This window comes from Actinosynnema sp. NPDC004786 (assembly GCF_053601135.1).
This window is the reverse complement of the sequence record NZ_JBSGBG010000061.1, coordinates 25,369-46,238: the sequence shown is the minus strand read 5'-3', so window position 1 is coordinate 46,238 and position 20,870 is coordinate 25,369. Positions and strand designations below refer to the sequence as shown.

Genomic DNA, 20,870 nt, shown 5'->3' with positions numbered 1-20,870 from the left:
CGAGCACCGAACCACGTCCCGCTGGCCCGCGCGGGACGTGTACGCCGCGCTGGTGGACCGGTCGTACCTGCGCGACCGGCTCGCCGCCCTCGGTGCCAGTGGCTGTTCGCCGTCTGGAGCGTGAACGACAGGCCGTAGCAGCCGAAGTCGGTGCTCGACACGCTGCCCGGCGGGGTCACCGAGGAGTTGGCCGTGGTCAACGACGTCCAGCTGCCGCCGACCTTGATCTGGAGGTTGGCCGCGTGGTACTGGGTGCCGTAGGTCTCCGTGCAGTAGTAGCCCTCGCCGGTGGCCGGGTTGTACTCGGTGTAGACCTCGAACATGCTCCAGCCGCCGTGCGGGTCGACCAGCTTGCTGGTGTCGGCGCTGGTGAACAGCGCGTCCCAGCTCGACGTCGTGTAGTTGTAGAGGTAGGCGGTCCACGAGTTGGTCACCGCGTTGGTCTGCACGTCCAGCACGGTGTAGGCGGGCAGGCCCTGGAACGACGTGGTGTAGGTGCTCACGAAGGAGGCGTCGATCCAGGCCACGGCGGCGAAGCCGGGCGAGGCCGCGCACCAGTCCCACGCGCCCACGCCGTTGCCGCCCTGCCAGTAGAACGTGGTGACCTCGATGCAGGTCTTCCCGCTCGGGACGAGGGTCGGCGCGTACACCACGTCGGGGTTGCCCGCCGGGATGCTGATGCCGGGGTTGATGGTGTGGGTGGCCTGCGCGCCGTCGGAGACGACGGTCGGGAACGCGCCCCAGACCGAGTGCAGCGCTCCGCTCCACGGCGGGAGGACCAGCGACGCGTCGGCACGTCGCCGCTGCTCGTGGGCGGCCTGGAACGCCTCGCCCCGCGCGCGGACCTGCTCGCTGACCTTGCCGCCGGCCGCGGCCCTGGCCGCGTCGCCGCGCAGCGCGGGCACGGCCTTGCCGCTGACCGGCGAGTCGGGCGTCGGCCCGGTGACCGCGGCGGTCGTGTCCACTGTGGAGGGTAATGCCGGGGCGGCCGCGGCCGGCAGGGCGGGCGCGAGCAGCGCGCCGGTGGCCAGCAGCGCGACGGCCGCCCGGCGCAGCGGCGATCGGCGTGGTGAAGACGTGAACGGCACAGCCGTTTCCTCTCGGCGATGGGAATGGCGCACCGCGGACGAAGAAGGACGCGAACGACACATGCCTTGTCCCCCCAGGACGTCGCGGTGATTCCAGCCTGCCGCGCGCTCGTGATCACGGCTATAGGGCGACCGGCGGCCCCGGCTGGGTCCAGCGCCGGATTGTTTTCACGGCACTTGCGGACGCCCGAAGCACCGCGTGGGGATCACCGCACCCCCGGCGGCGACCCGCTGCCCCGGTGACGGGTGGTTCCGGCGGCCGTTCGACGACGCGCGCAGCCGGTCAGTCCACAGTGGACGACTAAGGGACCGGGTGGCGCGCGAGCAGCCCGCTCCGGAAGGCGATCGAGACGGCGTGGGCGCGGTCACGGGCCCCGAGCCGGCGCAGGATCGCCTTCACGTGGGTCCGGACCGTCTCCACGGACAGCTCCAGCGATTCGGCGATGTCGGCGGAGGCCAGGCCGGCCGCGATCAGCTCCAGCACCTCGGTCTGCCGCGGGGACAGCGGCTCGCCGTGGTCCACGTCGGCGGTCGCCGGCTCGTCCTCGGCGGCCGAAACGGCGCGCACGGGCACGTGGCCCCCGCGGTGCACCCGCAGGATCAGGTTCACCAGCTCGGCCGGGTCGGCGTCCAGCGGCACGAGCGCGCGTGCGCCCGCGGTCCGGCCGACGCGGCGGAAGTCGGTCGCGGGGCGGTCGTCGCTCACCAGGCCCAGCACGGTCCGCACCCGGCCCGGCCGGGCCAACTCGCCGATCAGGACGCCGCGCGGGTCCACGGCGCTGTCCACCAGCACCACGTCCGGGCACACGCGCCGCAGCCCCGCGAGGGCCTGGCGCGGTGTGGCGGCGGCGCCGAGCCAGCGCAGGCCGGCCTGCCGGATCACCGACCCCAGCCCTTCGCGCACCAGCGGCGTGGCCGCGACCGCCGCGACGGTCGGGGGGAGGCGCCGCACCGGCAGGTCCACGCTCACGGGCACCCCCTCCGGCACGGCGGACAGGTCGACGGGGACAGTGATGTAACAGGTACAGGAACGTATCACTAACTGAGCGTGACCCCCGGACGGTTCGACAAGACACACACGATCGGGTGACGCAGCGCTAGGCGGGCGGGTTCGACAACGGGAGGTCCGGGTCGAGTTCCGCCCCGCCGTGCCGCACGAAGTCCTCGATCAGCGCCCACACCCAGGACGACAGCCGCGCCACCAGCTCCGCCCGGTCGAGCCCGTGGGGCGCGGCCAGCCACCGGGCCGTCGCCGACTCGACCATGCCCGCGACCGCGAAGGCGAGGGAATCGGCGTAGCGCAGGTCCACCCCGGCCGGCGCGTGCGCGACGAACAGCTCGCGCAGCGCTCCCGCGATGCCCAGGCGCACGTCGGCCGCGGGCCCGCGACGGCCGGGGACGACGCCCACGGCGCGGACGACCAGGTAGTCGTACAGCGGCGAGTGGGCGACCAGCCACGCCACGAAGGCGTCCACGACCCGCGTGATGATCTCGCGCGGGCTGCCGCTCGGCGCGGTCAGGAAGGGCAGCATCGCCGCGGCGAACATCTCCGCGACCCGGTGCGCGACCGCGTCGTGCAGGTCGTCGGCGTCGGCGAAGTGCCGGTACAGCTGCGGCCGCGAGATGCCCGCGCGCTCGGCGACCTGCTCGGTCGACACCCAAGGGCCGTGCTCCGCGATGGCCGCCAGGGCGGCCGCGACCACCTCCGCGCGCCGCTTCTCCCGCTGACCGGCCCACCTCGACGCCCTGCCGTCCGCCACGACCCGCAGCGTAGCCATCCCGCCGTGATCGGGATCGACGCGCTCACCGCCCCCCACCTCCCGCAGGACGCCCACCCGCCCTGATGACCGGCACGCCCGGCCGCCCGCCACGACCCGGAGGGCGGTCGTTCCGCCGTGATCGGGAACCGGCACGCTCGGCTGTCCACCACAACGCGCGCATCCCGCCGTGATCGGGATCGGTACGCTCGGCCGTCCCCGGCGTCCACGAGGAGAGGGCCGATGACGGATCTGGCGGGTTCGATCGAGTCGGTGGAGCAGCTCGCCGCAGCCTGGCGCGGCCTGGTCCTGGACCGGGACCCGGACGCCGACGTGCGCGACCTGCCCGGCATCGCGGTCCGGTGGGCCGACTGCCGGTTCGCGTTCTGGAACTGCGTCACGCTGACCGAGGTGGGCGCGGACGCCGACCTGGTCGGGCGGCGGCTGGCCGAGGTGGCCGCGATCATGCGCGAGAAGCGCCACCCCGGCTTCCTGTGGCTCTTCGAGGACCTCCTCGCCGACGAGGCGCGGGCCGGGTTGGACGCGGCGGCCGAGCGGGCCGGGCTCCGGCACGCGTTCCCGGGCCGGGGCATGGCCGGTGACCTGCTGCCCCTCCCCGAGCCGAGCCACCCGGACCTGACGTTCGAGCGCGTGACCACCGACGAGCAACTGCTGGCCTACGCGGACCTCAACTCGCGCGCCTACGGGTTCGCGCCGGAGGACGGCCGCGACGGGATCGCGGGCTCCGCGCTGTGGAAGGACGGGGTGCACGCCTACCTGGCGCTGCGCGACGGCGTCCCGGTGGCGTGCGCCGCGACGCTGGAGGCGGAGGGCCGGCTCTTCGTCGCGCTCGTGGCGACCGACCCGCGGTGGCAGCGGCGGGGTTACGGCGAGGCGGTGACGCGGAAGGCCCTGTACGAGGGCGGCCGCGCCACCGGCCTGACCCGGGCCACGCTGCACGCGACCGTCGCCGGGGAGCCCGTGTACCGGCGGATCGGCTTCCGGGCGTACTCGCCGGTGCGGTTCTACGGCCTCGACGCCTGAGCCGGCCCCGTACCGACGGCGACGATCCACGAACGCGGGCAAGGAATCCCCGCCGTCACCCCGGGAGGAGTCCCGGTCCGGGCCGGGCGCGATCCGGAAAACACCACACCGACGGTTGCGCTTTCGGGCATAGTGGGCTACGTCGAATGGAGCAGCGCGCGGGACCGGGCTGGGGGGCCGGGTCGACACCGCGCGCCGCGGACCGCGAACATCCGGGGGGACTTCGTCATGGGACTGTCGCACGCCTTCAGACGCCTGCTCACCATTCCGACCGCCGTGGTGGCGGTCCTGTGCGCCACCGCGGGCAGCGCGGGGCCGACCGCGGCCGCGGTGGCGGGCACGGGACCCGCACCGGTCGTCCGCGAGGTCCACGACCCGCCGAAGCGGGTCAAGGACGGCGAGGGCGTGTGGGCCTACTACCTCCGGCGGTGACGGCGGTGCCCCCGCGACGCCCCCTGCCGGCGCCACGGGGGCACACCCCCAGTGGGACGAGCCGCTACCGGAACGTCAGGCGGTACTCCACGCCGCCCCGGTCCACACCCTGCTCGTCGAGCTGGAACACGTTGACCGGCTTGCCGCCGGCCTCCCGGCTGCCGTTGAAGACGAGCACCACGGGCAGCCGCTCACCGGGCTTGAGCAGGATGCCGGTGAACCGGGCCAGCTTCGGGTCGACCACCTGGAACTGGGTCTGCCCGACCTGCCGCAGCCCGGCGAGCTGACCGCCGCCGGCGCGCCACCGCTCGAACAGCGTCGGGCCGAGGTCGACGATGATCCGACCGGGACCGACGAACGCCTCGCGGACGGGCGCGACGGCCAGCCCGGCGCGCGCGTCGCGCGGGAACGGGTTGCCGATCATCCACTCGTACCTGACGTCGGTGTCGGCCGGGTTCGTGGCCGTCACGACGTTGTGCCAGACGATGTTGTTGTTGTTCCGGGTGTTGGCCTCCGTGCTGATGCCCTCGGCGAAGGTCATCGGGTCGGCGGGGTCGTTGTCCCACCGCGCCAGCAGGCAGTAGTGCCGCCACTCGTTCGGCACGGTCCAGGGGGCCACCACCGAGTGGGTGCCGGGCGGGATGGTGACGCTGAGGACGCTGAACTCCTGCCAACCGCTCGGCCAGGTCTGGTTGCCGCCCGCCTTCGTGTAGTACAGGCGCAGGTTGCCGGTGTGGGCGACCTGGTCGGTGTTGGTGAGCGTGACCCAGACGTTGTAGGTCTGCGTCGGCGTGACCGGCACGTCCACGCCGCACTGCGTCCCCGGGACGGTGGGGCAGACGACGATGTCGGGGCTCGACCAGATGCTCCCCGACCCCGGTTCCGCCCCGGTGTCGCCGAAGTTGTCGCGCATGGAGATCCCGCCGTGCGGCGCGGCGGCTCCCTGCGCGCCCGGCACGGCGGTCAGGAAGGTGGCCATCAGGGCCAGGACGACGAGTGCGAACAAGCCGCCTCTTCGTCGGGACGACGTGGTGTGCATGGTGTCCTCACCTCCGGTTGGGCAATGGCCCGGCGAAGGTGCGGCACGCCTGTTGTGAACCGGTTGTGCGCCGCCGCGACCTTGGTCTGGTCAGCCGTATCGCGGAGCCGACATGACTGATTACGCTCGGTTGTCTCCCGGGGGAGGAAGGGGCCGACGTGGGCGAGCTGGGCGTGCTCGGCCGCGTGCACGCCGTCGGCCCGCGTGGTCCGGCCGAACTGCGGGGCGGGCGGCAGCGGGCCGTGCTCGGCGTGCTGGCCCTGCACGCCGGACAGGTGCTGCCGGTGGCCCGGCTGGTCGACGCCGTGTGGGGCGAGGACCCGCCGCGGACCGCCGTGCGGACGCTGCACAGCCACGTGGCCCGCCTCCGGCAGGCGCTGGAGACCTGTGGCCTCGGTCCGGTCCTGCGCACCAGCAATCCCGGCTACGCCCTCGACGTGCCGCCCGAGGAGGTGGACGCGCTGCGGTTCGAGCAGCGGGTCCGGGACGCGACGCGCGCCGCCGAGCGCGGCGCGGTGGCCGAGGCGCTGGCGGTGTTCCGGGACGCGGCGCGGTTGTGGCGGGGCGAGCCGTTCGCCGACGCGCCGCTGTCGGGGTGGGGGCTGCACGAGGTGGAGCGGCTGCGCGAGCTGCGCCTGTCCGCGCTGGAGGGCCGGTGGGACGCGGAGCTGCGGCTGGGGCGCCACGCCGAGGCCGCCGAGCACCTGCCGCGGCTGGTGGCGGAGCACCCGACGCGGGAGGGCCTGGTCGCGCTGCACGTACTGGCGCTGTACCGCTGCGGTCGGCACACCGAGGCGTTGGCGGCGGTGCTGCGGGCGCGCGAGCGGATCGCCGAGGAGCTGGGCGCGGAGCCCGGACCGCGACTGCTGGCCCTGCACAGCGCGGTGCTGCGCCGCGACCCCGCGTTGAGCGGTCCGCCCGCGGTCGCCGGTCCGGCGCAGCTGCCCGCCCGCGCCGGCTACTTCACCGGCCGCGACGAGGAACTGGCCGAGCTGGACCGGGTGCTGGACGAGCCGGGCGACGACCAGCCCGTGGTGGTCGTGTCGGGCGCGGCGGGCATGGGCAAGTCGGCGCTGGCGGTGGAGTGGGCGCACCGGGTGGCGCACCGGTTCGGCGACGGCCAGGTGTTCCTCGACCTGCGCGGCCACGACCCGCGGCGCGCGGTGTCCGCGGGCGACGCGTTGGCGCACCTGCTGCGCAGCCTGGGCCTGTCCGACGACCGGCTGCCGAGCGCGACCGCCGAGCGCGCCGCGCTGTACCGGTCCCTGCTGCGCGACAAGCGGTGCCTGGTCGTGGTGGACGACGCCGGCCCCGTCGAGCAGGTGCTGCCGCTGGTGCCGGGCGCGGGGCGCAGCCTGCTGCTGGTCACCACCCGGAGGTCGCCCGCCGCGCTCGCGGCGCGGTGCGCGGTGCGGCCGCTGCTGCTGGACGTGCTGGCGCACCGGTCGTCGATGGCGTTGCTGGGCAGCGTGCTGGGCTCGCGGCGTGTCGAGCGGGAACGCGGGCCGGCCGCCCGGCTGGCCCGGTTGTGCGGCGGGATGCCGCTGGCGCTGCGGATCGCGGCCGCGCGGCTGGCGGGCGAGCCGGACGCGCCGATCGCGGGCCTGGCGGCCGAACTCGCGGGCGCGAACCGGCTGGACGCGCTGGCCGTCGACGGCGACACGCGCACCGTGCGGACCGTGCTCACGAGCGCCTACCTGCCGTTGGAGCTGACCCAGACGCGGCTGTTCCGGCTGTTCGGCCTCGCGCCGGGCAGCACGTTCAGCGCCTCGCTCGGCGCGGCCCTGTGCGCCGTCCCGGTGGCCGAGGCGCGGGCGGCGGCACGGGAGCTGCGGGCCGCGCACCTGATCACGCCGGCGGGCCGGGACCGCTACCGGTTCCACGACCTGATCCGCGAGTTCGCCCGGCAGCGGGCGCGCGAGGACGAGACCGCGGAGGCGATCACCGAGGCGGGTCACCGGCTGGTGGACTGGTACCTGCTGGTCGCGGACCGGGCCAACCGGGTGCTGGACCCCCGGCGCGACCTGGTGACGCCGACGCCGCGCCACTCCCCCGGCGACCTGCCGACCCCGGCCGACCGGCAGGACGCGCTGGCGTTGCTGGAGGCGGAGCGGGCGAACCTGGTGCCGGTGGCGCGCTTCGCCCGGGAGACCGGGCGGCTGACCGCCGCGTGGCAGTTCACCTACCTGCTGACCAGCTTCTACGACGCCACGGGCCACTGGCAGGAGCGGGTGGCGCTGTGCCGGCAGGGCGCGGCCGCGGCGGGCGAGCTGGCCGACCCGCTCGCCGAGGCGGAGATGCTGCGGGCGCTGGGCGTGGCGTACTACATGACGCGGCGGCTGCGCGAAGCGCTCGACACGCACGCCCTGGCGCTGAAGGCGACCCGGGCGGCGGGCGACCTCAACGGCGAGGGCCACGTCTACAACAACCTCGCCAACACCTACGCCGAGCTGCGCCGCTTCGACGAGGCCGTGGCGGCGCACCGGATGGCGGTGGACCGGTGCCGGTCGGCGGGCAACCACCTGGGGCTCGCGCTGTCCCAGCGCAACCTCGGCAACACGCTGGTCCGCACCGGCCGGGCGGAGGAGGCGTTGGGGCCGCTGCTGGACGCCCTGGCCCGGTTCCGCGAGCTGGACGCGCCGCGGCTGGAGGCGGCGACCCTGGACACCCTCGGGGAGGCGCGCCTGGCGCTCGGCGACCACGGGCGGGCGTTGGGCACCTTCGCCGAAGCCCTCGCGCTGACCCGCAGCACCGGGTACGCCTGGATGGAGGCGGAGGTGCTGCTGCACACCGGCGCGGCGCACCTGCTGCGCCGGGACTTCGACGCCGCCGCGGGCGCGTTCGCGCGGGCCCTGGCGATCAGCCGGGAGCACCGCCACCCGCACGTGGAGGCGGTGGCGCTGGACCGGTTGGGCCAGGCGTTCCTCGGCCGGGGCGACCTGGCGGCGGCGCGGGAGCACCTGGAGCTGGCGCTGGCGGTGCGCCGCACCGTCCCGGACGGCTACGAGCACGCCACCGTGCACCGCGACCTCGCCGAGCTGGCCCGGCGGCGGGGCGACGAGGTCGCCGCGGCCTCCCACCGGGCCCGCGCGGTCGAGCTGTTCCGGCAGGAGAACGCGACGGCCGAGGCGGACGCCGTGGGCGACCCCGTGACCAGCTCCGGGCCGCGGGCGTGAGCGCGGCGCGCAGGCCGCCCGACGACCCGGTGACCACCTCCTGACCTCCGGTGCCGACACCGTGCGCGGGCCGCCCGACGAGGTGATCGGCTCCCGACCCGCAGCGCCGGCAGGCCGCCCGACGACCCGGTGGTCAGCCCTGGGCCACGAGCGTGAGCACGGTGCGCAGGTTGCCCGGCGTGCCCGAGGAGGGCGAGTGGAACTCGACCGGGATGCGGACCTGCTGCCCCGGCTGGGCCGTGACGGTGATCGGGACGACGGCCCGCCGCGCGCCGGGGGCCACGGTCAGCCGCAGGTCCTTGATCGGCACGTAGCCCAGGCCCGTGCCGCCGTTGTCCAGCGTGCGCACGTGCACGTACCGGGGCACCCCGGAGTCCCGGAGGAAGTGGCCGCTCGCGGTGCAGACCGCCCGCCAGCACACGCCGGTGCCCTCGGTGGAGACGTCCGAACCGCAGTCGCCGCTGTCGGGGTCGCACCGCGGTGCGTCGTCGTCGGTGATCCAGCCCGCGCCGGAGCGCTCGGCGATCACCACGCCCACGGGCGAGTCGAGCGAGACCCAGAACACCTCGTTCAGCTCCGGCAGGGCGTCGGCCGCCACGGCGACGGTGACGTACCTGGTCGCCGTGTCGCCCTGCCACGTCAGCACGCCGGACGTCGCGGCGTAGTCCGACCCGGCGCGGCCGGGGTCGCGGTCGGCGGGCGACCCGTCGCCCGTGCGGAACCGCACCGAGCCCTCCGCGCGGCACCCCGCGGCGACCGTGACCGTGACGGGGAACCGGAACGCGGTCGTGCCCCCGGTGCCCTCGGCCTGCGCCACGTCGCCGACCCGCACGGCCGCCGGCGCGCACGCCGCCGCGGCCGGCGCGGCGCCACCGGGGACGGCGAGCCCCGCCAGGACCGCGACGGCGATCAACCGCGCGGTCGTCTTCCTCCTGCGCCACCGAAACATGTGTCACCCCATGCCTTCCGTAGGGCGCCGGTGCGCCCACTCCCGGGGGGCTGCCTACCGCGGGCGCGTTGTGATCCTGTTGTGCGCCTTCGGGTTCCCGCTCGTGAGCCGCCGCGCGTGTGGTCCGGACCGCGGTCGCGGTCGGGCCGCACCCGCGCGCCGGGCGGGGTTGCCCCCGGTCCGGCACCGGCGGTCACCGTGCCGTGGGCGCAGTGTGGCCCTCCCACTCCCCCGGAGCCAAGACGAAGGAGTCCGCTCCGACGACATCAGCCCTGTCACCCCGGTTCGGCCGAGCCGTCGCCGTGACGCTCGCGGCCGGTTTCGCCCTCGCCGGCGTCGCGAGCGCGGACCCAGCCGCGGCGTCGGCGGTGGCGTTCAAGGCCGAGCACACCGACCGCTGCCCGACCGGCTCCACCACCGGTGAGCCGGCCTGGTCCGCCATCGCGCCGACGCCGACGGCACCGACCGCGGTGAAGGTCGTCGGCGAGGTGTCGCTGCGCGCCCGAGCCCGTGCCTGCCCCCGACCCGGCCGGCCGCGACGGCGGTGTTCACGGCCTACAGCGGCCGACCGTCGTGGGCGCCGAGCGCCGGAGCACGATGGGCGCGACCCGCCTCCCGCCATCCGCACTAGTGCGTTGTCGTCGTGCCGGCGGTGGGTTCTGGTGTGCTTGATCAGCTGGCCGGGTCGGGGCCTGCTCCCGGGGTAAACGGGGTGGTGTCGGTGGGTGGTGGTGCGGGCGGGGTGCGCCAGTCCGGGGTCGCGTCGGGGCGGGCGGGGGTGTGGCAGGCCGGGCGGGACCTCGTCCACGTCGACGGCGATCTGGTGGTCGGCCGCGACGGGTCGCCGGCGTCGCCCCCGGCGAGCCGGATCCCGGCCCCGACGGGGACCTTCGTCGGCCGGGAGGACGAACTGGCGGAGCTGGGGTCGGCGGTGACCGGGTCCGACCGGACGGCGGTGGTCGTGGTGCACGGCCTGGGCGGCGTCGGCAAGAGCACCCTGGCCGCCCGGTTCGCGGACCTGCGCCGCGACCGGCACCCGCTGGTGTGGTGGATCACCGCGGACTCGCGGACCGCGCTCGACCACGGGCTCGCCGAGCTGGCCGTCGGCGTCGAGCCCGACACGGCCGGCGCGCCGCTGGAGCAGCGGGTCGAGGCGGCGGTGCGGTGGTTGGCGGCGCACCCGGACTGGTTGCTGGTCCTGGACAACCTCGCCTCGCCCGCCGACGCGGACCCGCTGCTGTCCCGGGTGCGCACCGGCACGGTGGTGATCACCAGCAGGCGCGGCGGCGGGTGGCGGGGCGTCCCGACCGTGGCGCTGGACGTGCCGCGGCCCGCCGAGGCGGAGGAGCTGCTGGCCGCGACCGCGCGCGAGGACTGGCCCGACGCGGACCTCGACGGCACGGACCGGCTGTGCGCCGAACTCGGCCGGTTGCCGCCGGCGGTGCGGCAGGCGGGCGCCTACCTGGCCCAGAACCGGATCACCCCGACCGCCTACCTGGAGCTGCTGGGGCGGTACCCGGCCCGGATGTTCGCCGCGACCGGCGAGGGCGGCGACGCCCGGCGGACGATGGCGCGCATCTGGCGGGTCACCCTGGACCGGTTGGCCGACACCCCCGCTGCGGGCCGGGTGCTGCGCGAACTCGCCTGGTACGCGCCCGAGGGCATCCACCGCGCGTTCCTCGGCGACGACCTGGACGTGGCGGACGCGCTGGGCAGGCTCGCCGCCTACAGCATGATCCGGCTCGGCCCGCGCACGGTCGTCGTGCACCGGCTCGTCCAGGCCGTGACCCGCACACCCGACCCGGCCGACCCGCACCGGCGGGCCGAGGACATCGCCGCGGCCCGCCACGCCGTCACCACGACGCTGGACCGGGTGCTGAGCGGGCTGGACCACGAGTCGCCGCGCGACCGGCGGGTGTACGACGCCGTCCGCCCGCACGCCCGCGCGCTGCTGGAGCGGGGCGATCCCGCGGACGACACCGAGCGGACCGCCGCCGTGCTCAACTCGCTCGGCCTGTTCCTGCAGGACCAGGGCGACCTCGCCACCGCCACCGCCTACTTCACCCGCGCGCTCGGCGGCACCGCCGTGATGAGCGACGCCGACGCCGTCACCCTGCGGAACAACCTGGCACGGGCACGGCTGGCGGCGGGCGACCACGAAGCGGCGATCGCCGGCCACGAAACCGCGCTCGCCGACGCCCTGGCCGTGTTGGGACCCGACCACCCGCACACGCTCGTCGCCCGCACGAACCTCGCCAACACCTACCTCCACGCGCGGGACCTCAAGCGCGCGCTTGCGCTGTACCGGACCGCCGTCGCCGAATGCCGGCGCGCGCTCGGCGACGACCACCGGTCGACCGTGGAAGCCCGGGTCAACCTGGCGCTCGGGCTGCGGCACTCGGGCGACGTCGCCGGAGCCGTGCGCACCGGCCGCAAGGCCGTGGCCGAAAGCGTGCGGGTGCTGGGCGAGGACCACACGTGCACGCTCACGGCTCGCAACAACCTCGCCACGGCGCTGCTGGGCGCGGGCCGGGTCCGGCAGGCGGTCCGGCTCTTCGAGGCGTTGGCGCGGGACGAGGAACGGGTGCTCGGCGGCGACCACCCCGACACGCTGACCTCCCGGGTCAACCTGGCCGGCGCGTACCGGGAGGCCGGGCTGGTGGCGCTCGCCGCGGTGCGCCACCGCGACGTGGTCGCCCACGTCGAGCGGGTGCTGGGACCGCACCACCCGCTCGCGATCACGGCGCGCAACGACCTGGCCACCACCTTGCTCGCGGCGGGCGAGGCGGCACGGGCGGCGGCGCTCGGCGCGGAGACCGCGGCGCGGGCACGGCAGCGGTTCGGCGACGACCACCCGCTGACCCTCGTCGCGCGGAACAACCACGCCCTGGCCCTCGGCGGCGCCGGCGACCACACCGGGGCCGTCGCGGTGCTGACCGCCGGTCGGACCGCCCTGGAACGCGACTTCGGTCCCGACCACCCGGAGACGCTGACGTGCCGGGGCAACCTCGCTTCGGCGCTGTGGGACGCCGGGCGGCACGAGCGCGCCGTGGCGGAGTTCGACGCGGTGATCGCGGACTGCGAGCGGGCGCTCGGCGCGGACCACCCCACGACGGTCACCGCCCGGCGGAACCTGCGGCACGCGCTGACCGGCGGCCTCTGACGGGCCGCCCGGCCGGGCACGAGGACGGGGTGGCCGACGAACCCGCGCACGCGGCACGCGGAACCGTGGCGGCGGCCGGCACGGCGCGGTGGTCCCGACAGCCGCGCCCGACCCCGCAAGTCCATCCACAAAGGACGGACAGAGACCGTCCACTCCGGTGTGGACCACTGCGGACCGGCGAAAGACTTGCGCGAGACCGGTGCGGACCTACGTAACGACTTGCCCGACGGCGGTGTGCTTTGATGCCGTCGATCGCCTGTTGAGGGGTCATCGATCGGCCAGTTCGTCCTCACCACGCACCGGACGACATCGCGGGAGCGCCATGACGACCCCACTCTCCCCCGCGGCCGACCCGACGCGGTCGCGGCTGCGCGCCACGTGGTCGAACTGGGTGGACGAGGCGGTGCGGCCGAGGTGGGCGATCGTCCGGTTGCTGCCGTCCGGGGGTGCGGCCCTCGTCGGCTCCCTGGCCGTGCTCAACGTCGTCCTCGGCGTGCTGCCGGTGGCGTTCGTCCTCGCCACGAGCGTCCTGGTCGGCGAGGTGCCGGCCGCGGTCGGCGGCGGGGTCGGCAGCGCGGCCTGGGACCGGCTCACGGGCGTCTTCCTGCTGGCCGCCGCCGCGTTCCTGCTCACCCAGCTCCTCACCCCCGTGAGCGGTGCGATCGGCCAACTCCTGCGCCGGCGGGTGGACGGCGCGCTGCGGGACGAGGCGATGGCGTTGATGCTGCGCCCGGTCGGCATCGGGCCGCTGGAGGACCAGCGCACCCTCGACCTGCTGAACGAGAGCGTGCGCGCCTTCGACCGCGACTTCGGCACGCCGGGGCAGGCGTGCGTCGGCATCCTGGGCCTGATCGCCCGCTACACCCGCCTGCTGGCGCTCGTGGTCGTCATCGGGCTGGCCGTCGCCTGGCCGGCCGGGCTCGCGGTGGGCGCGGCGGTGCTGGCGTTCCGCTACGGCCAGCGCGGCGGGCTGCGCAAGTACTCCCGGGTGTGGAAGCACGTGGTGGGCAAGCAGCGGGAGATGACCTACCTGCACGAGGTCACCATGACCGACCTGGCCGCCAAGGAGATCCGGGTCTACGGCCTGACCGGGTGGCTCGCGGACCGCTACGTGGCCGCGTGGTCGGCCGTCCGGGACCGCTACGAGCAGGCGCGGCGGCGCGTCTACCTGGGGCCGTACCTGGTGTTGACGGCGTTGGGCCTGCTGCTGGCGGGGGCCGCGATGGTGCACGCCGCCCGGCTCGCCGCGACCGGTCAGGTCGGCCTGACCGCGTTGGCGCTGGGCGTGCAGGCGGTCGTGCTGGCGATCTCGCTGGGCGGCTACTACCCGGAGGCGGACACCAGCACGCAGTACGCGATGGTGGCGTTGGCCGCGTTGCAACGGCTGCGGGACCGGCTGGACGAGCTGACGGGCGACACCCGCCCGTCCGGCGGCGCGCCGGTGCCCGCGGGCACGCCGACCGCGTCGCTCACGTTCGACCGCGTCGGCTTCCACTACCCCGGCTCGGACCGGACCGTGCTGGACGGCATCGAGCTGGAGCTGCCCGCCGGGCGGTGCACCGCCGTGGTCGGGGTCAACGGCGCGGGCAAGACGACGCTGGTGAAGCTCCTCGCCCGGCTGTACGAGCCGACGTCGGGCCGCGTGCGGGCCGACGGCGTGGACATCGCGGAGTTCGACCCGGTGCTGTGGCGCCGCCAGGTCGGGGTGATCTTCCAGGACTTCGTGCGCTACGAGCTGACGGCGGCGGAGAACATCGCGCTGGGCGCGGCGCACGTGCCGGTGGACCGGGCGGTGGTGCTGCGCGCCGCGGAACGCGCCGGGATCGCGGACGCGCTGCTGGCCCTGCCCGACGGCCTGGACACGCCGCTGTCGCGCGCCTACCCGGGCGGGACGGACCTGTCCGGCGGCCAGTGGCAGCGGATCGCCATCGCCCGCGCGCTCTACGCGCTGGAGGCCGGGGCGCGCGTGCTGGTGCTGGACGAGCCGACCGCGGCCCTGGACGTGCGCGCGGAGGTGGCGTTCTTCGACCGGTTCGTGGAGCTCACGCGCGGGGTCACGTCGCTGCTGATCTCGCACCGGTTCTCCAGCGTGCGGCGCGCCGACCACATCGTGGTGGTGGACGGCGGCCGGGTGGTGGAGCGCGGGTCGCACGACGAGCTGATCGCCGCGCGCGGCCACTACGCGCGGCTGTTCGCGTTGCAGGCCGAGCGGTTCGCGCACGGCCTGGACGCCGAGGACGACGACCCGCCGAACCCCGGCTCGCTGAACGACGACGTGATGGACGGCCCGCCGGACCACGACGGGCCTGGCGACGACGTGGTGGACAGCGACGTGGTGGATGGCGACGTGGTGGACGCGGCACAGGAGGTCGGCCGGTGATCGAGGTCGTGCGCGGCGGCTGGGAGCTGTTGGTCATCGCGTGGCAGGAGAGCCGGTACCGGCTGGTGCTGTCGGTCGTGCTGATGATCGCCCAGGCGTCGGCGATGCCGCTGGCCGCGCCCGCGCTCGCCATGCTGGCGGACTCGGCCCTGGCCGGCGACGTCGGTGGCGCGACGACGGCGGCGGTCCTGGTGGTGGTCGCGGTGATCGCCGCGCTGACCGCCGGGCACTTCGCGCACATCTTCTACTTCGAGCTGGGCGACCGGGCCGTGCCGCGGCTGGAGCGCGAGCTGATCGAGATGACCAACGGCTCGGTCGGGTTGGAGCACCACGAGCGGCCCGAGTACGCCGACAAGATCCAGGTGCTGCGCCAGGAGCTGCACCGGGCCGCGTGGGGCTCGATGGAGGGCCTGCTGAACAGCCTGGGCCTGCTGGTGGCGATCTCGATCACCGCGGTGCTGCTGGCCCGGCTGAACCCGCTGCTGTTGCTGCTGCCGCTGGCCGCCGTGCCGCCGTTGCTGCTGGGGCGGCGGGCCGAGGCGATCCTCAACGGGGCGCGCGAGCGGTCCGCGCCGCCGTCGCGCCACGCCAAGCACCTGTTCGGGCTGGTCGCGAGCCCGGCCGCGGCCAAGGAGCTGCGGGTCGGCGGGCTCGACGAGCACATGCGGACCCGTCAGCGCCGCGCCTGGAACGACGCGTCCGAGGAGCTGTGGCGCGGCGAGCGCCACGCCGTGCTGCTGCAGGTCTGCGGGCAGCTGTTCTTCGCCGTGGCCTACGTGCTGGGGACGCTGCTCGTGCTGCGCGACGCCGTGGCGGGCCGCCGCAGCGTCGGCGACGTGCTGCTCGTGCTCACCCTGGCGTCGCAGGTCAACCAGCAGGTGACCTCGGCCGTGACCGCGTTGCAGGAGATGCAGCGCACCGGTCGGGTCATGGCGAACCTGCGCTGGGTGCGCGCGCTGCTGGCGGACCAGGCCCCTCCCCCGCCCGACCGGGACGTGCCCGAGCGGATCCGGGAGGGCATCGAGCTGCGCGGCGTCTCGTTCACCTACCCCGGCACCGACCGGCCGGTGATCGCCGACGTCGACCTCACCGTGCCCGCGGGGGCCACGGTGGCGTTCGTCGGCGAGAACGGGGCCGGGAAGACGACGCTGGTCAAGCTGCTGTGCCGGTTCTACCCGGCCACCACCGGCGTGATCACGCTCGACGGCACGGACCTGACCCGCTTCCCGGTCGACCGGTGGCGTGGCCGGATCGCCGCCGGGTTCCAGGACTTCGTCCGCTTCGAGTTGCTCGCCCGCGAGAGCGTCGGGGTCGGCGAGCTGGCGCACGTCGAGTCGTCGGACGCGGTGCACGACGCGTTGCGCCGGGCCCGTGCCGACGACGTGCTGTCGCGCTTGGACAACGGGCTGGAGACCCAGCTCGGCAAGTCCTACGCCGACGGCGCGGAGCTGTCGGGCGGCCAGTGGCAGAAGCTCGCGCTGGGTCGGGCCATGATGCGCGAGGAGCCGTTGCTGCTGGTGCTCGACGAGCCCACGTCGGCGTTGGACGCCCAGGCGGAGCACCGGTTGTTCGAGCGGTACGCGGCCGGGGCGCGGGAGGTGGGGCGGCGCACCGGGGCCATCACCGTGCTGGTCTCCCACCGGTTCTCGACGGTCCGGATGGCCGACCTCATCGTGGTGGTCGCGGACGGGCGGATTGAGGAGCACGGTTCGCACGACGAGCTGATGGCCGCCAACGGGCTGTACGCCGAGCTGTACGCGATGCAGGCGGCGGCGTATGCGTGACGGGGACGCCTCGATGCCGCCGGTGTGGTCCACGGCCGACGTGGCGCGGCTGGCGGCCGAGCGGGTGACGCCGGACGTGTGGGACTACATCGCGGGCGGGAGCGGCGAGGAGGTCACGCTGGCCGCGAACCGCGCCGCGCTCGACCGCGTCGCGGTCGTGCCGCGCGGGCTGGTGGACGTGTCCGCCTGCGACACCGGCGTGGAGCTGTTCGGGGCGCGGTCCGCGCTGCCGCTGGCCGTCGCGCCCATGGCCTACCAGCGCCTGATCCACGAAGGCGGGGAGAGCGCCGCCGCGTCCGCCGCCGCGGCGGCCGGGGTGCCCTACGTGGTGAGCACGCTCAGCTCCGAGCCGATCGAGGACGTGGCCGGCGCGGGCGGCACGACGTGGTTCCAGCTCTACTGGCTGCGGGACCGGGCGGTGGTCGCGGACCTGCTGCGCCGCGCGGAGGACGCGGGGTGCCGGGCGGTGGTGCTGACCGTGGACGTGCCCGTGCTCGGCCGCCGGCTGCGCGACATGCGCAACGGCTTCGCCCTGCCGTCGTGGGTCAAGCCGGTGAACACCGACGGCGACGTGGGCGGGCGCGTGCCGGGCGACTCGGTGATCGCGCGGCACACCAGCGCGGTGTTCGACCCGTCGTTGAGCTGGCGGGACCTGGAGTGGATCCGGGCGCGCACGCGCCTGCCGCTGGTTGTCAAGGGCATCCTCGACGCGGGGGACGCCAAGCGGGCCGCGGACGTGGGCGTGGACGGCGTGGTGGTGTCCAACCACGGCGGCCGGCAGCTCGACGGCGCGGTGCCGAGCGTGGTCGCGCTGCCCGAGGTCGTCGCCGCGGTGGACGGGCGGTGCCCGGTGCTGCTGGACAGCGGGGTGCGCAACGGGGTGGACGTGCTGCGGGCGCTCGCGCTCGGCGCGACGGCCGTGCTGGTGGGCCGTCCGGTGCTGTGGGGGCTGGGGGCGGGCGGTGAGCGCGGGGTGGCGGCCGTGCTGGACGTGCTGCGCGACGAGTTCGAGACGGCGTTGCGCCTGGCGGGGTGCCCGGACGTGGCGGCGGCCCGCCGGCTCACCGCGACCACGGTATAGGGCCGCGCGGCAGGCGGAGGGTCACCACGACACCGGGGCGGCTCAGCGCAGCAGGTGGTCGCGCAGGAACCCGGCCACCTCCGCCCGCGCCTCCCCGGCCGCGGCCACCACGCCCGACATCGCGAAGAAGCCGTGCGCCACCCCGTCGTACCGCGAGGCGACCACGGGCACGCCCGCCTCGCGCAGCCGCTCGGCGTACCGCTCCCCCTCGTCCCGCAACGGGTCGTGCTCGGCCGTGATCACCAGCGCCGGCGGCAGGCCGCCCAGGTCCTCGGCCAGCAGCGGGGACGCCCAGGGGTGGCGGCCGTCCTCCGGGTCCGCCAGGTAGTGGCCCCAGTACCAGGCGACCGAGTGCCGGTTGAACGCGGCGGGGTCGTCGTTCTCGCGCATGGAGTCGGTGTCGCCCCGGTGGTCGGTGTTCGGGTACACCAGCACCTGCGCCGCCAGCGCGGGCCGGTCGCGGTCCAGGGTGACGGCGGCGGCCAGGTTCCCGCCCGCGCTGTCCCCGGCCACGGCGAGCCGCGCCGGGTCGACGCCCAGCTCGTCCGCGTGCCCGGCGATCCACGCGACGGCCGCGCGGCAGTCGTGCACCGCGGCCGGGAACTTGTGCTCCGGGGCCAGCCGGTAGCCGACGGTGATCACCTGGCAGGGCACCGCGTTGGCCAGCGCGCGGCAGATCTCGTCGGAGGTCTCGATGCTGCCCAGCGCCCAACCGCCGCCGAAGAAGTAGACGACGGTCGGCAGGGGCTCGGCCCCGTCCACCGGGCGGTAGACCCGGATGGGCACCTCGCCGCCCGGTCCGGGCAGGTGGCGGTCGGTGACGTGGCGCACCGCCTCCCCCGTGCCCGCCGCCGCCCGGATCGCGGCCAGGTCGGCGGCCCGCGCCTCCTCGATCGACATCGTGTAGAGCGGCCGGACCCCGGCCCGCCGGTCACCGGGTCGCTGTTCGTGCTCGGCTGGGCCGGCCGCCGGGCGCGGCCCGGAGTCGAGTGACATGCCGTGCTCCCCTTCGTCGCGCGGGCGCCGCGTCAGTGCTTGAGCACCCGCTGGATCGCCGCCGCCAGTTGCCCTCGGTCGGGCTGCACGGCGTGGTCGAGCGCGAGCGCGAACGGCACGACCGCGCCGTCCGGCCGCGTCACCCGCACCGGCGGTGCCCGCAGGTCGAGCCGTTCGGCCGCGGTGGCCAGCACCTCGGCGGCGATGCCGCACATCCGGTTGGAGTCGTCCACCACCACCAGCCGACCGGTCCGGGCCACCGAGGCGGCCAGCCCGTCCCAGTCGAACGGGTACACCGTGCGCGGGTCGAACACCTCGACCGAGACCTCGTCGGCCAGCTCCTCGGCGACCGCGAGCGCGTCGTGCACGAGGTGCCCGATCGCGACCACGGTGACGTCCTGGCCCTCCCGGTGCACCCGGCCCACGCCGAGCGGCACCGGGGCCAGCGCCTCGAACTCGACGTCCACCCGGACCCCGAGCGCCGCCGCCGGCGCGAACACCACCACCGGGTCGTCGTCCCGGATGGCGGTGGTCAGCAGGCCGTAGGCGTCCTCGGGCGTGGCGGGCACGACCGTCTTGACCCCGGCGTGGGCGAACAGGGCGTACGGGTGGTCGGAGTGCTGCCCGGCCCAGCCGGTCTTCGACCCCGAGCCCGGCACCAGGTAGGTCACCGGCACGCGCGCCTGCCCGCCGGTCATCAGCGAGAACTTGTGCGCCTGGTTGACGATCTGCTCGAACGCCAGGTACAGCAGCGCCGGGATCTGGAACTCGATCACGGGCCGCCGGCCGCTCAGCGCGGCGCCGGTGGCGAACCCGGTGAACGCCTGCTCCGACAGCGGCGTGTCCAGCACCCGGTCCGGCCCGAACCGCTTGAGCAGCCCCGCGGTCGCGTTGGACACCGCGACCCGGACGTCCTCGCCCAGCACGAACACCGCCGGGTCGCGCTCCAGCTCGTCGGCCAACGCCCGGTTGAGCGCCTTGAGGTACGACAGCCGCGGCATCAGCCACCACCGCCCGGACGCGCCCACGTGCCCGTGGCGTACAGGTGGTCCAGCGCGCCGACCGGGTCCGGGTGCGGGCTGCCGAGCGCGAACGCCACGGCGTCGTCCAGTGTGGACTCCACCTCCGCGTCGACCGCGTCCCGTTCCGCCGCGGGCACCCGCGCGCCCTGGATCGCCACCGGGTCCCTCGCGCGCCCACTGCGGACTTCCTCGTCGTCGCGGTACCGGGGCCGCGCCTTGTGCTCCCACGTGTGGTGGGCGTCGAACCGGTAGGTCAGGCACTCGACCAGCGACGGCCCGCCGCCCGCGCGGGCGTTGTCCACCGCCGTGCGGGCCGCGTCGAGCACCGCGCGCGGGTCCATCCCGTCCACGGTCACCGACGGGATGCCGAACGCCTCGCCCCGGCCGGTGATCGTGCCCGCGACCGCGTCCGCGACGGTCAGGGTCGTCGCGTACCCGTTGTTCTCGCACACGAACAGCACCGGCAGCCGCCACAGGGCGGCGAGGTTCATCGCCTCCAGCAGCACGCCCTGGTTGACCGCGCCGTCGCCGAAGAAGCTCACCGCCACCCGGTCCGCGCCCGCCTGCCGGGCCGCCCAGGCCGCGCCCGCGGTGATCGCGCCGTTCGCGCCCACGATCGCGTTCGCGCCCAGGATGCCGAGCCCGAAGTCCGCGGCGTGCATCGACCCGCCGCGGCCCCGGTTGAGCCCCGTGGCGCGGCCCGCCAGCTCGGCCAGCACCCGGGCCGGGTCCGCGCCCTTGGCGAGCACGTGCCCGTGCCCGCGGTGGGTGCTGGTGATCACGTCGTCCTCGCGCAGCGCCGCGCACACCCCGGCCGCGATCGCCTCCTGCCCGGTGTACGGGTGGATGCCGCCGACGATGTCGCCGGAGCGGACCAGCTCGACCGCCCGCTCCTCGAACCGGCGGATCAGCCGCACCGCCCGGTACAGGCCGACCTCGGTGTCCGACGCCTTCACGCC

The 20,870-nt window shown here is 75.5% G+C and carries 15 protein-coding genes; 7 read left to right on the top strand and 8 right to left on the bottom strand.

All coding sequences use genetic code 11. The features are described 5' to 3' along the window. From ACWEFJ_RS35440 to ACWEFJ_RS35430, 3 genes are all read right to left on the bottom strand, one after another. Positions 1-1,088, bottom strand: a 1,088-nt coding sequence (locus ACWEFJ_RS35440) for a hypothetical protein (RefSeq protein WP_449716435.1), incomplete at its 3' end; no start/stop codon positions are given. 301 nt (positions 1,089-1,389) lie between these two features. Further along, the gene (locus ACWEFJ_RS35435) at positions 1,390-2,058 is read right to left on the bottom strand and encodes a LuxR C-terminal-related transcriptional regulator (protein ID WP_449716434.1); all 669 of its coding nucleotides are present in this window, start codon (positions 2,056-2,058) and stop codon (positions 1,390-1,392) included. 127 nt (positions 2,059-2,185) lie between these two features. Further along, positions 2,186-2,848, bottom strand: coding sequence for a TetR/AcrR family transcriptional regulator (locus ACWEFJ_RS35430; protein ID WP_378089303.1), 663 nt, complete (start codon positions 2,846-2,848; stop codon positions 2,186-2,188). 240 nt (positions 2,849-3,088) lie between these two features. Between ACWEFJ_RS35430 and ACWEFJ_RS35425 the strand changes: the two genes are divergently transcribed. Both ACWEFJ_RS35425 and ACWEFJ_RS35420 read left to right on the top strand, forming a co-directional pair. Continuing rightward, entirely contained in the window at positions 3,089-3,889 is an 801-nt protein-coding gene (locus ACWEFJ_RS35425; protein ID WP_449716433.1) for a GNAT family N-acetyltransferase, read from the top strand. A 228-nt stretch (positions 3,890-4,117) separates the two neighbouring features. After that, complete coding sequence (locus ACWEFJ_RS35420) at positions 4,118-4,321, top strand: hypothetical protein (protein ID WP_378089299.1); 204 nt, start codon at positions 4,118-4,120, stop codon at positions 4,319-4,321. A gap of 64 nt (positions 4,322-4,385) precedes the next feature. On the opposite strand, the gene ACWEFJ_RS35415 is transcribed toward ACWEFJ_RS35420, so the two are convergent. Further along, the gene (locus tag ACWEFJ_RS35415; RefSeq protein WP_378089297.1) at positions 4,386-5,327 is read right to left on the bottom strand and encodes a hypothetical protein; all 942 of its coding nucleotides are present in this window, start codon (positions 5,325-5,327) and stop codon (positions 4,386-4,388) included. 191 nt (positions 5,328-5,518) lie between these two features. On the opposite strand from ACWEFJ_RS35415, the gene ACWEFJ_RS35410 reads away from it, so the two are divergent. Beyond that, complete coding sequence (locus ACWEFJ_RS35410; protein ID WP_449716432.1) at positions 5,519-8,536, top strand: BTAD domain-containing putative transcriptional regulator; 3,018 nt, start codon at positions 5,519-5,521, stop codon at positions 8,534-8,536. Positions 8,537-8,669: 133 nt separating this feature from the next. Here ACWEFJ_RS35410 and ACWEFJ_RS35405 read toward each other — a convergent pair whose 3' ends face one another. After that, positions 8,670-9,449: a Calx-beta domain-containing protein gene (locus tag ACWEFJ_RS35405; protein ID WP_449716431.1), complete on the bottom strand. Its 780-nt coding sequence runs from the start codon at positions 9,447-9,449 to the stop codon at positions 8,670-8,672. A gap of 757 nt (positions 9,450-10,206) precedes the next feature. Here ACWEFJ_RS35405 and fxsT point away from each other — a divergent pair. The 4 genes from fxsT to ACWEFJ_RS35385 all read left to right on the top strand — a co-directional run bounded on the left by fxsT (position 10,207) and on the right by ACWEFJ_RS35385 (position 17,893). Beyond that, on the top strand, positions 10,207-12,648 hold the full coding sequence (gene fxsT / locus ACWEFJ_RS35400; protein WP_449716430.1) for an FxSxx-COOH system tetratricopeptide repeat protein: 2,442 nt from the start codon (positions 10,207-10,209) through the stop codon (positions 12,646-12,648). Positions 12,649-12,970: 322 nt separating this feature from the next. Then, positions 12,971-15,028 (top strand): ABC transporter ATP-binding protein, encoded by a 2,058-nt coding sequence (locus tag ACWEFJ_RS35395; RefSeq protein WP_449716429.1) that lies wholly within the window; start codon positions 12,971-12,973, stop codon positions 15,026-15,028. Beyond that, on the top strand, positions 15,025-16,812 hold the full coding sequence (locus ACWEFJ_RS35390; protein WP_449716428.1) for an ABC transporter ATP-binding protein: 1,788 nt from the start codon (positions 15,025-15,027) through the stop codon (positions 16,810-16,812). Before ACWEFJ_RS35395 ends, ACWEFJ_RS35390 begins: the two co-directional genes overlap by 4 nt. Continuing rightward, entirely contained in the window at positions 16,805-17,893 is a 1,089-nt protein-coding gene (locus ACWEFJ_RS35385; protein WP_449716427.1) for an alpha-hydroxy acid oxidase, read from the top strand. Before ACWEFJ_RS35390 ends, ACWEFJ_RS35385 begins: the two co-directional genes overlap by 8 nt. Before the next feature lie 42 nt (positions 17,894-17,935). Here ACWEFJ_RS35385 and ACWEFJ_RS35380 read toward each other — a convergent pair whose 3' ends face one another. Genes ACWEFJ_RS35380 through ACWEFJ_RS35370 form a run of 3 tightly spaced genes read right to left on the bottom strand, consistent with a single transcriptional unit; the run spans position 17,936 to position 20,867 of the window. Beyond that, positions 17,936-18,889 carry an alpha/beta hydrolase gene (locus ACWEFJ_RS35380; RefSeq protein WP_449716426.1) on the bottom strand — a complete coding sequence of 318 codons (954 nt, stop codon included), beginning with the start codon at positions 18,887-18,889 and terminating at the stop codon, positions 17,936-17,938. 32 nt (positions 18,890-18,921) lie between these two features. Beyond that, positions 18,922-19,890, bottom strand: coding sequence for an alpha-ketoacid dehydrogenase subunit beta (locus tag ACWEFJ_RS35375; RefSeq protein WP_378089280.1), 969 nt, complete (start codon positions 19,888-19,890; stop codon positions 18,922-18,924). Next, complete coding sequence (locus tag ACWEFJ_RS35370) at positions 19,890-20,867, bottom strand: thiamine pyrophosphate-dependent dehydrogenase E1 component subunit alpha (RefSeq protein ID WP_449716425.1); 978 nt, start codon at positions 20,865-20,867, stop codon at positions 19,890-19,892. Before ACWEFJ_RS35370 ends, ACWEFJ_RS35375 begins: the two co-directional genes overlap by 1 nt. Positions 20,868-20,870: the final 3 nt, after the last annotated feature.

Bases quoted from the DNA above. Each gene is read 5' to 3' on its own strand.
- ACWEFJ_RS35425 (WP_449716433.1), top strand. From the start codon at position 3,089: ATGACGGATCTGGCGGGTTCGATCGAGTCGGTGGAGCAGCTCGCCGCA.
- ACWEFJ_RS35420 (WP_378089299.1), top strand. From the start codon at position 4,118: ATGGGACTGTCGCACGCCTTCAGACGCCTGCTCACCATTCCGACCGCC.
- ACWEFJ_RS35395 (WP_449716429.1), top strand. From the start codon at position 12,971: ATGACGACCCCACTCTCCCCCGCGGCCGACCCGACGCGGTCGCGGCTG.
- ACWEFJ_RS35385 (WP_449716427.1), top strand. From the start codon at position 16,805: ATGCGTGACGGGGACGCCTCGATGCCGCCGGTGTGGTCCACGGCCGAC.
- ACWEFJ_RS35380 (WP_449716426.1), bottom strand. From the start codon at position 18,889: ATGTCACTCGACTCCGGGCCGCGCCCGGCGGCCGGCCCAGCCGAGCAC.
- ACWEFJ_RS35375 (WP_378089280.1), bottom strand. From the start codon at position 19,890: ATGCCGCGGCTGTCGTACCTCAAGGCGCTCAACCGGGCGTTGGCCGAC.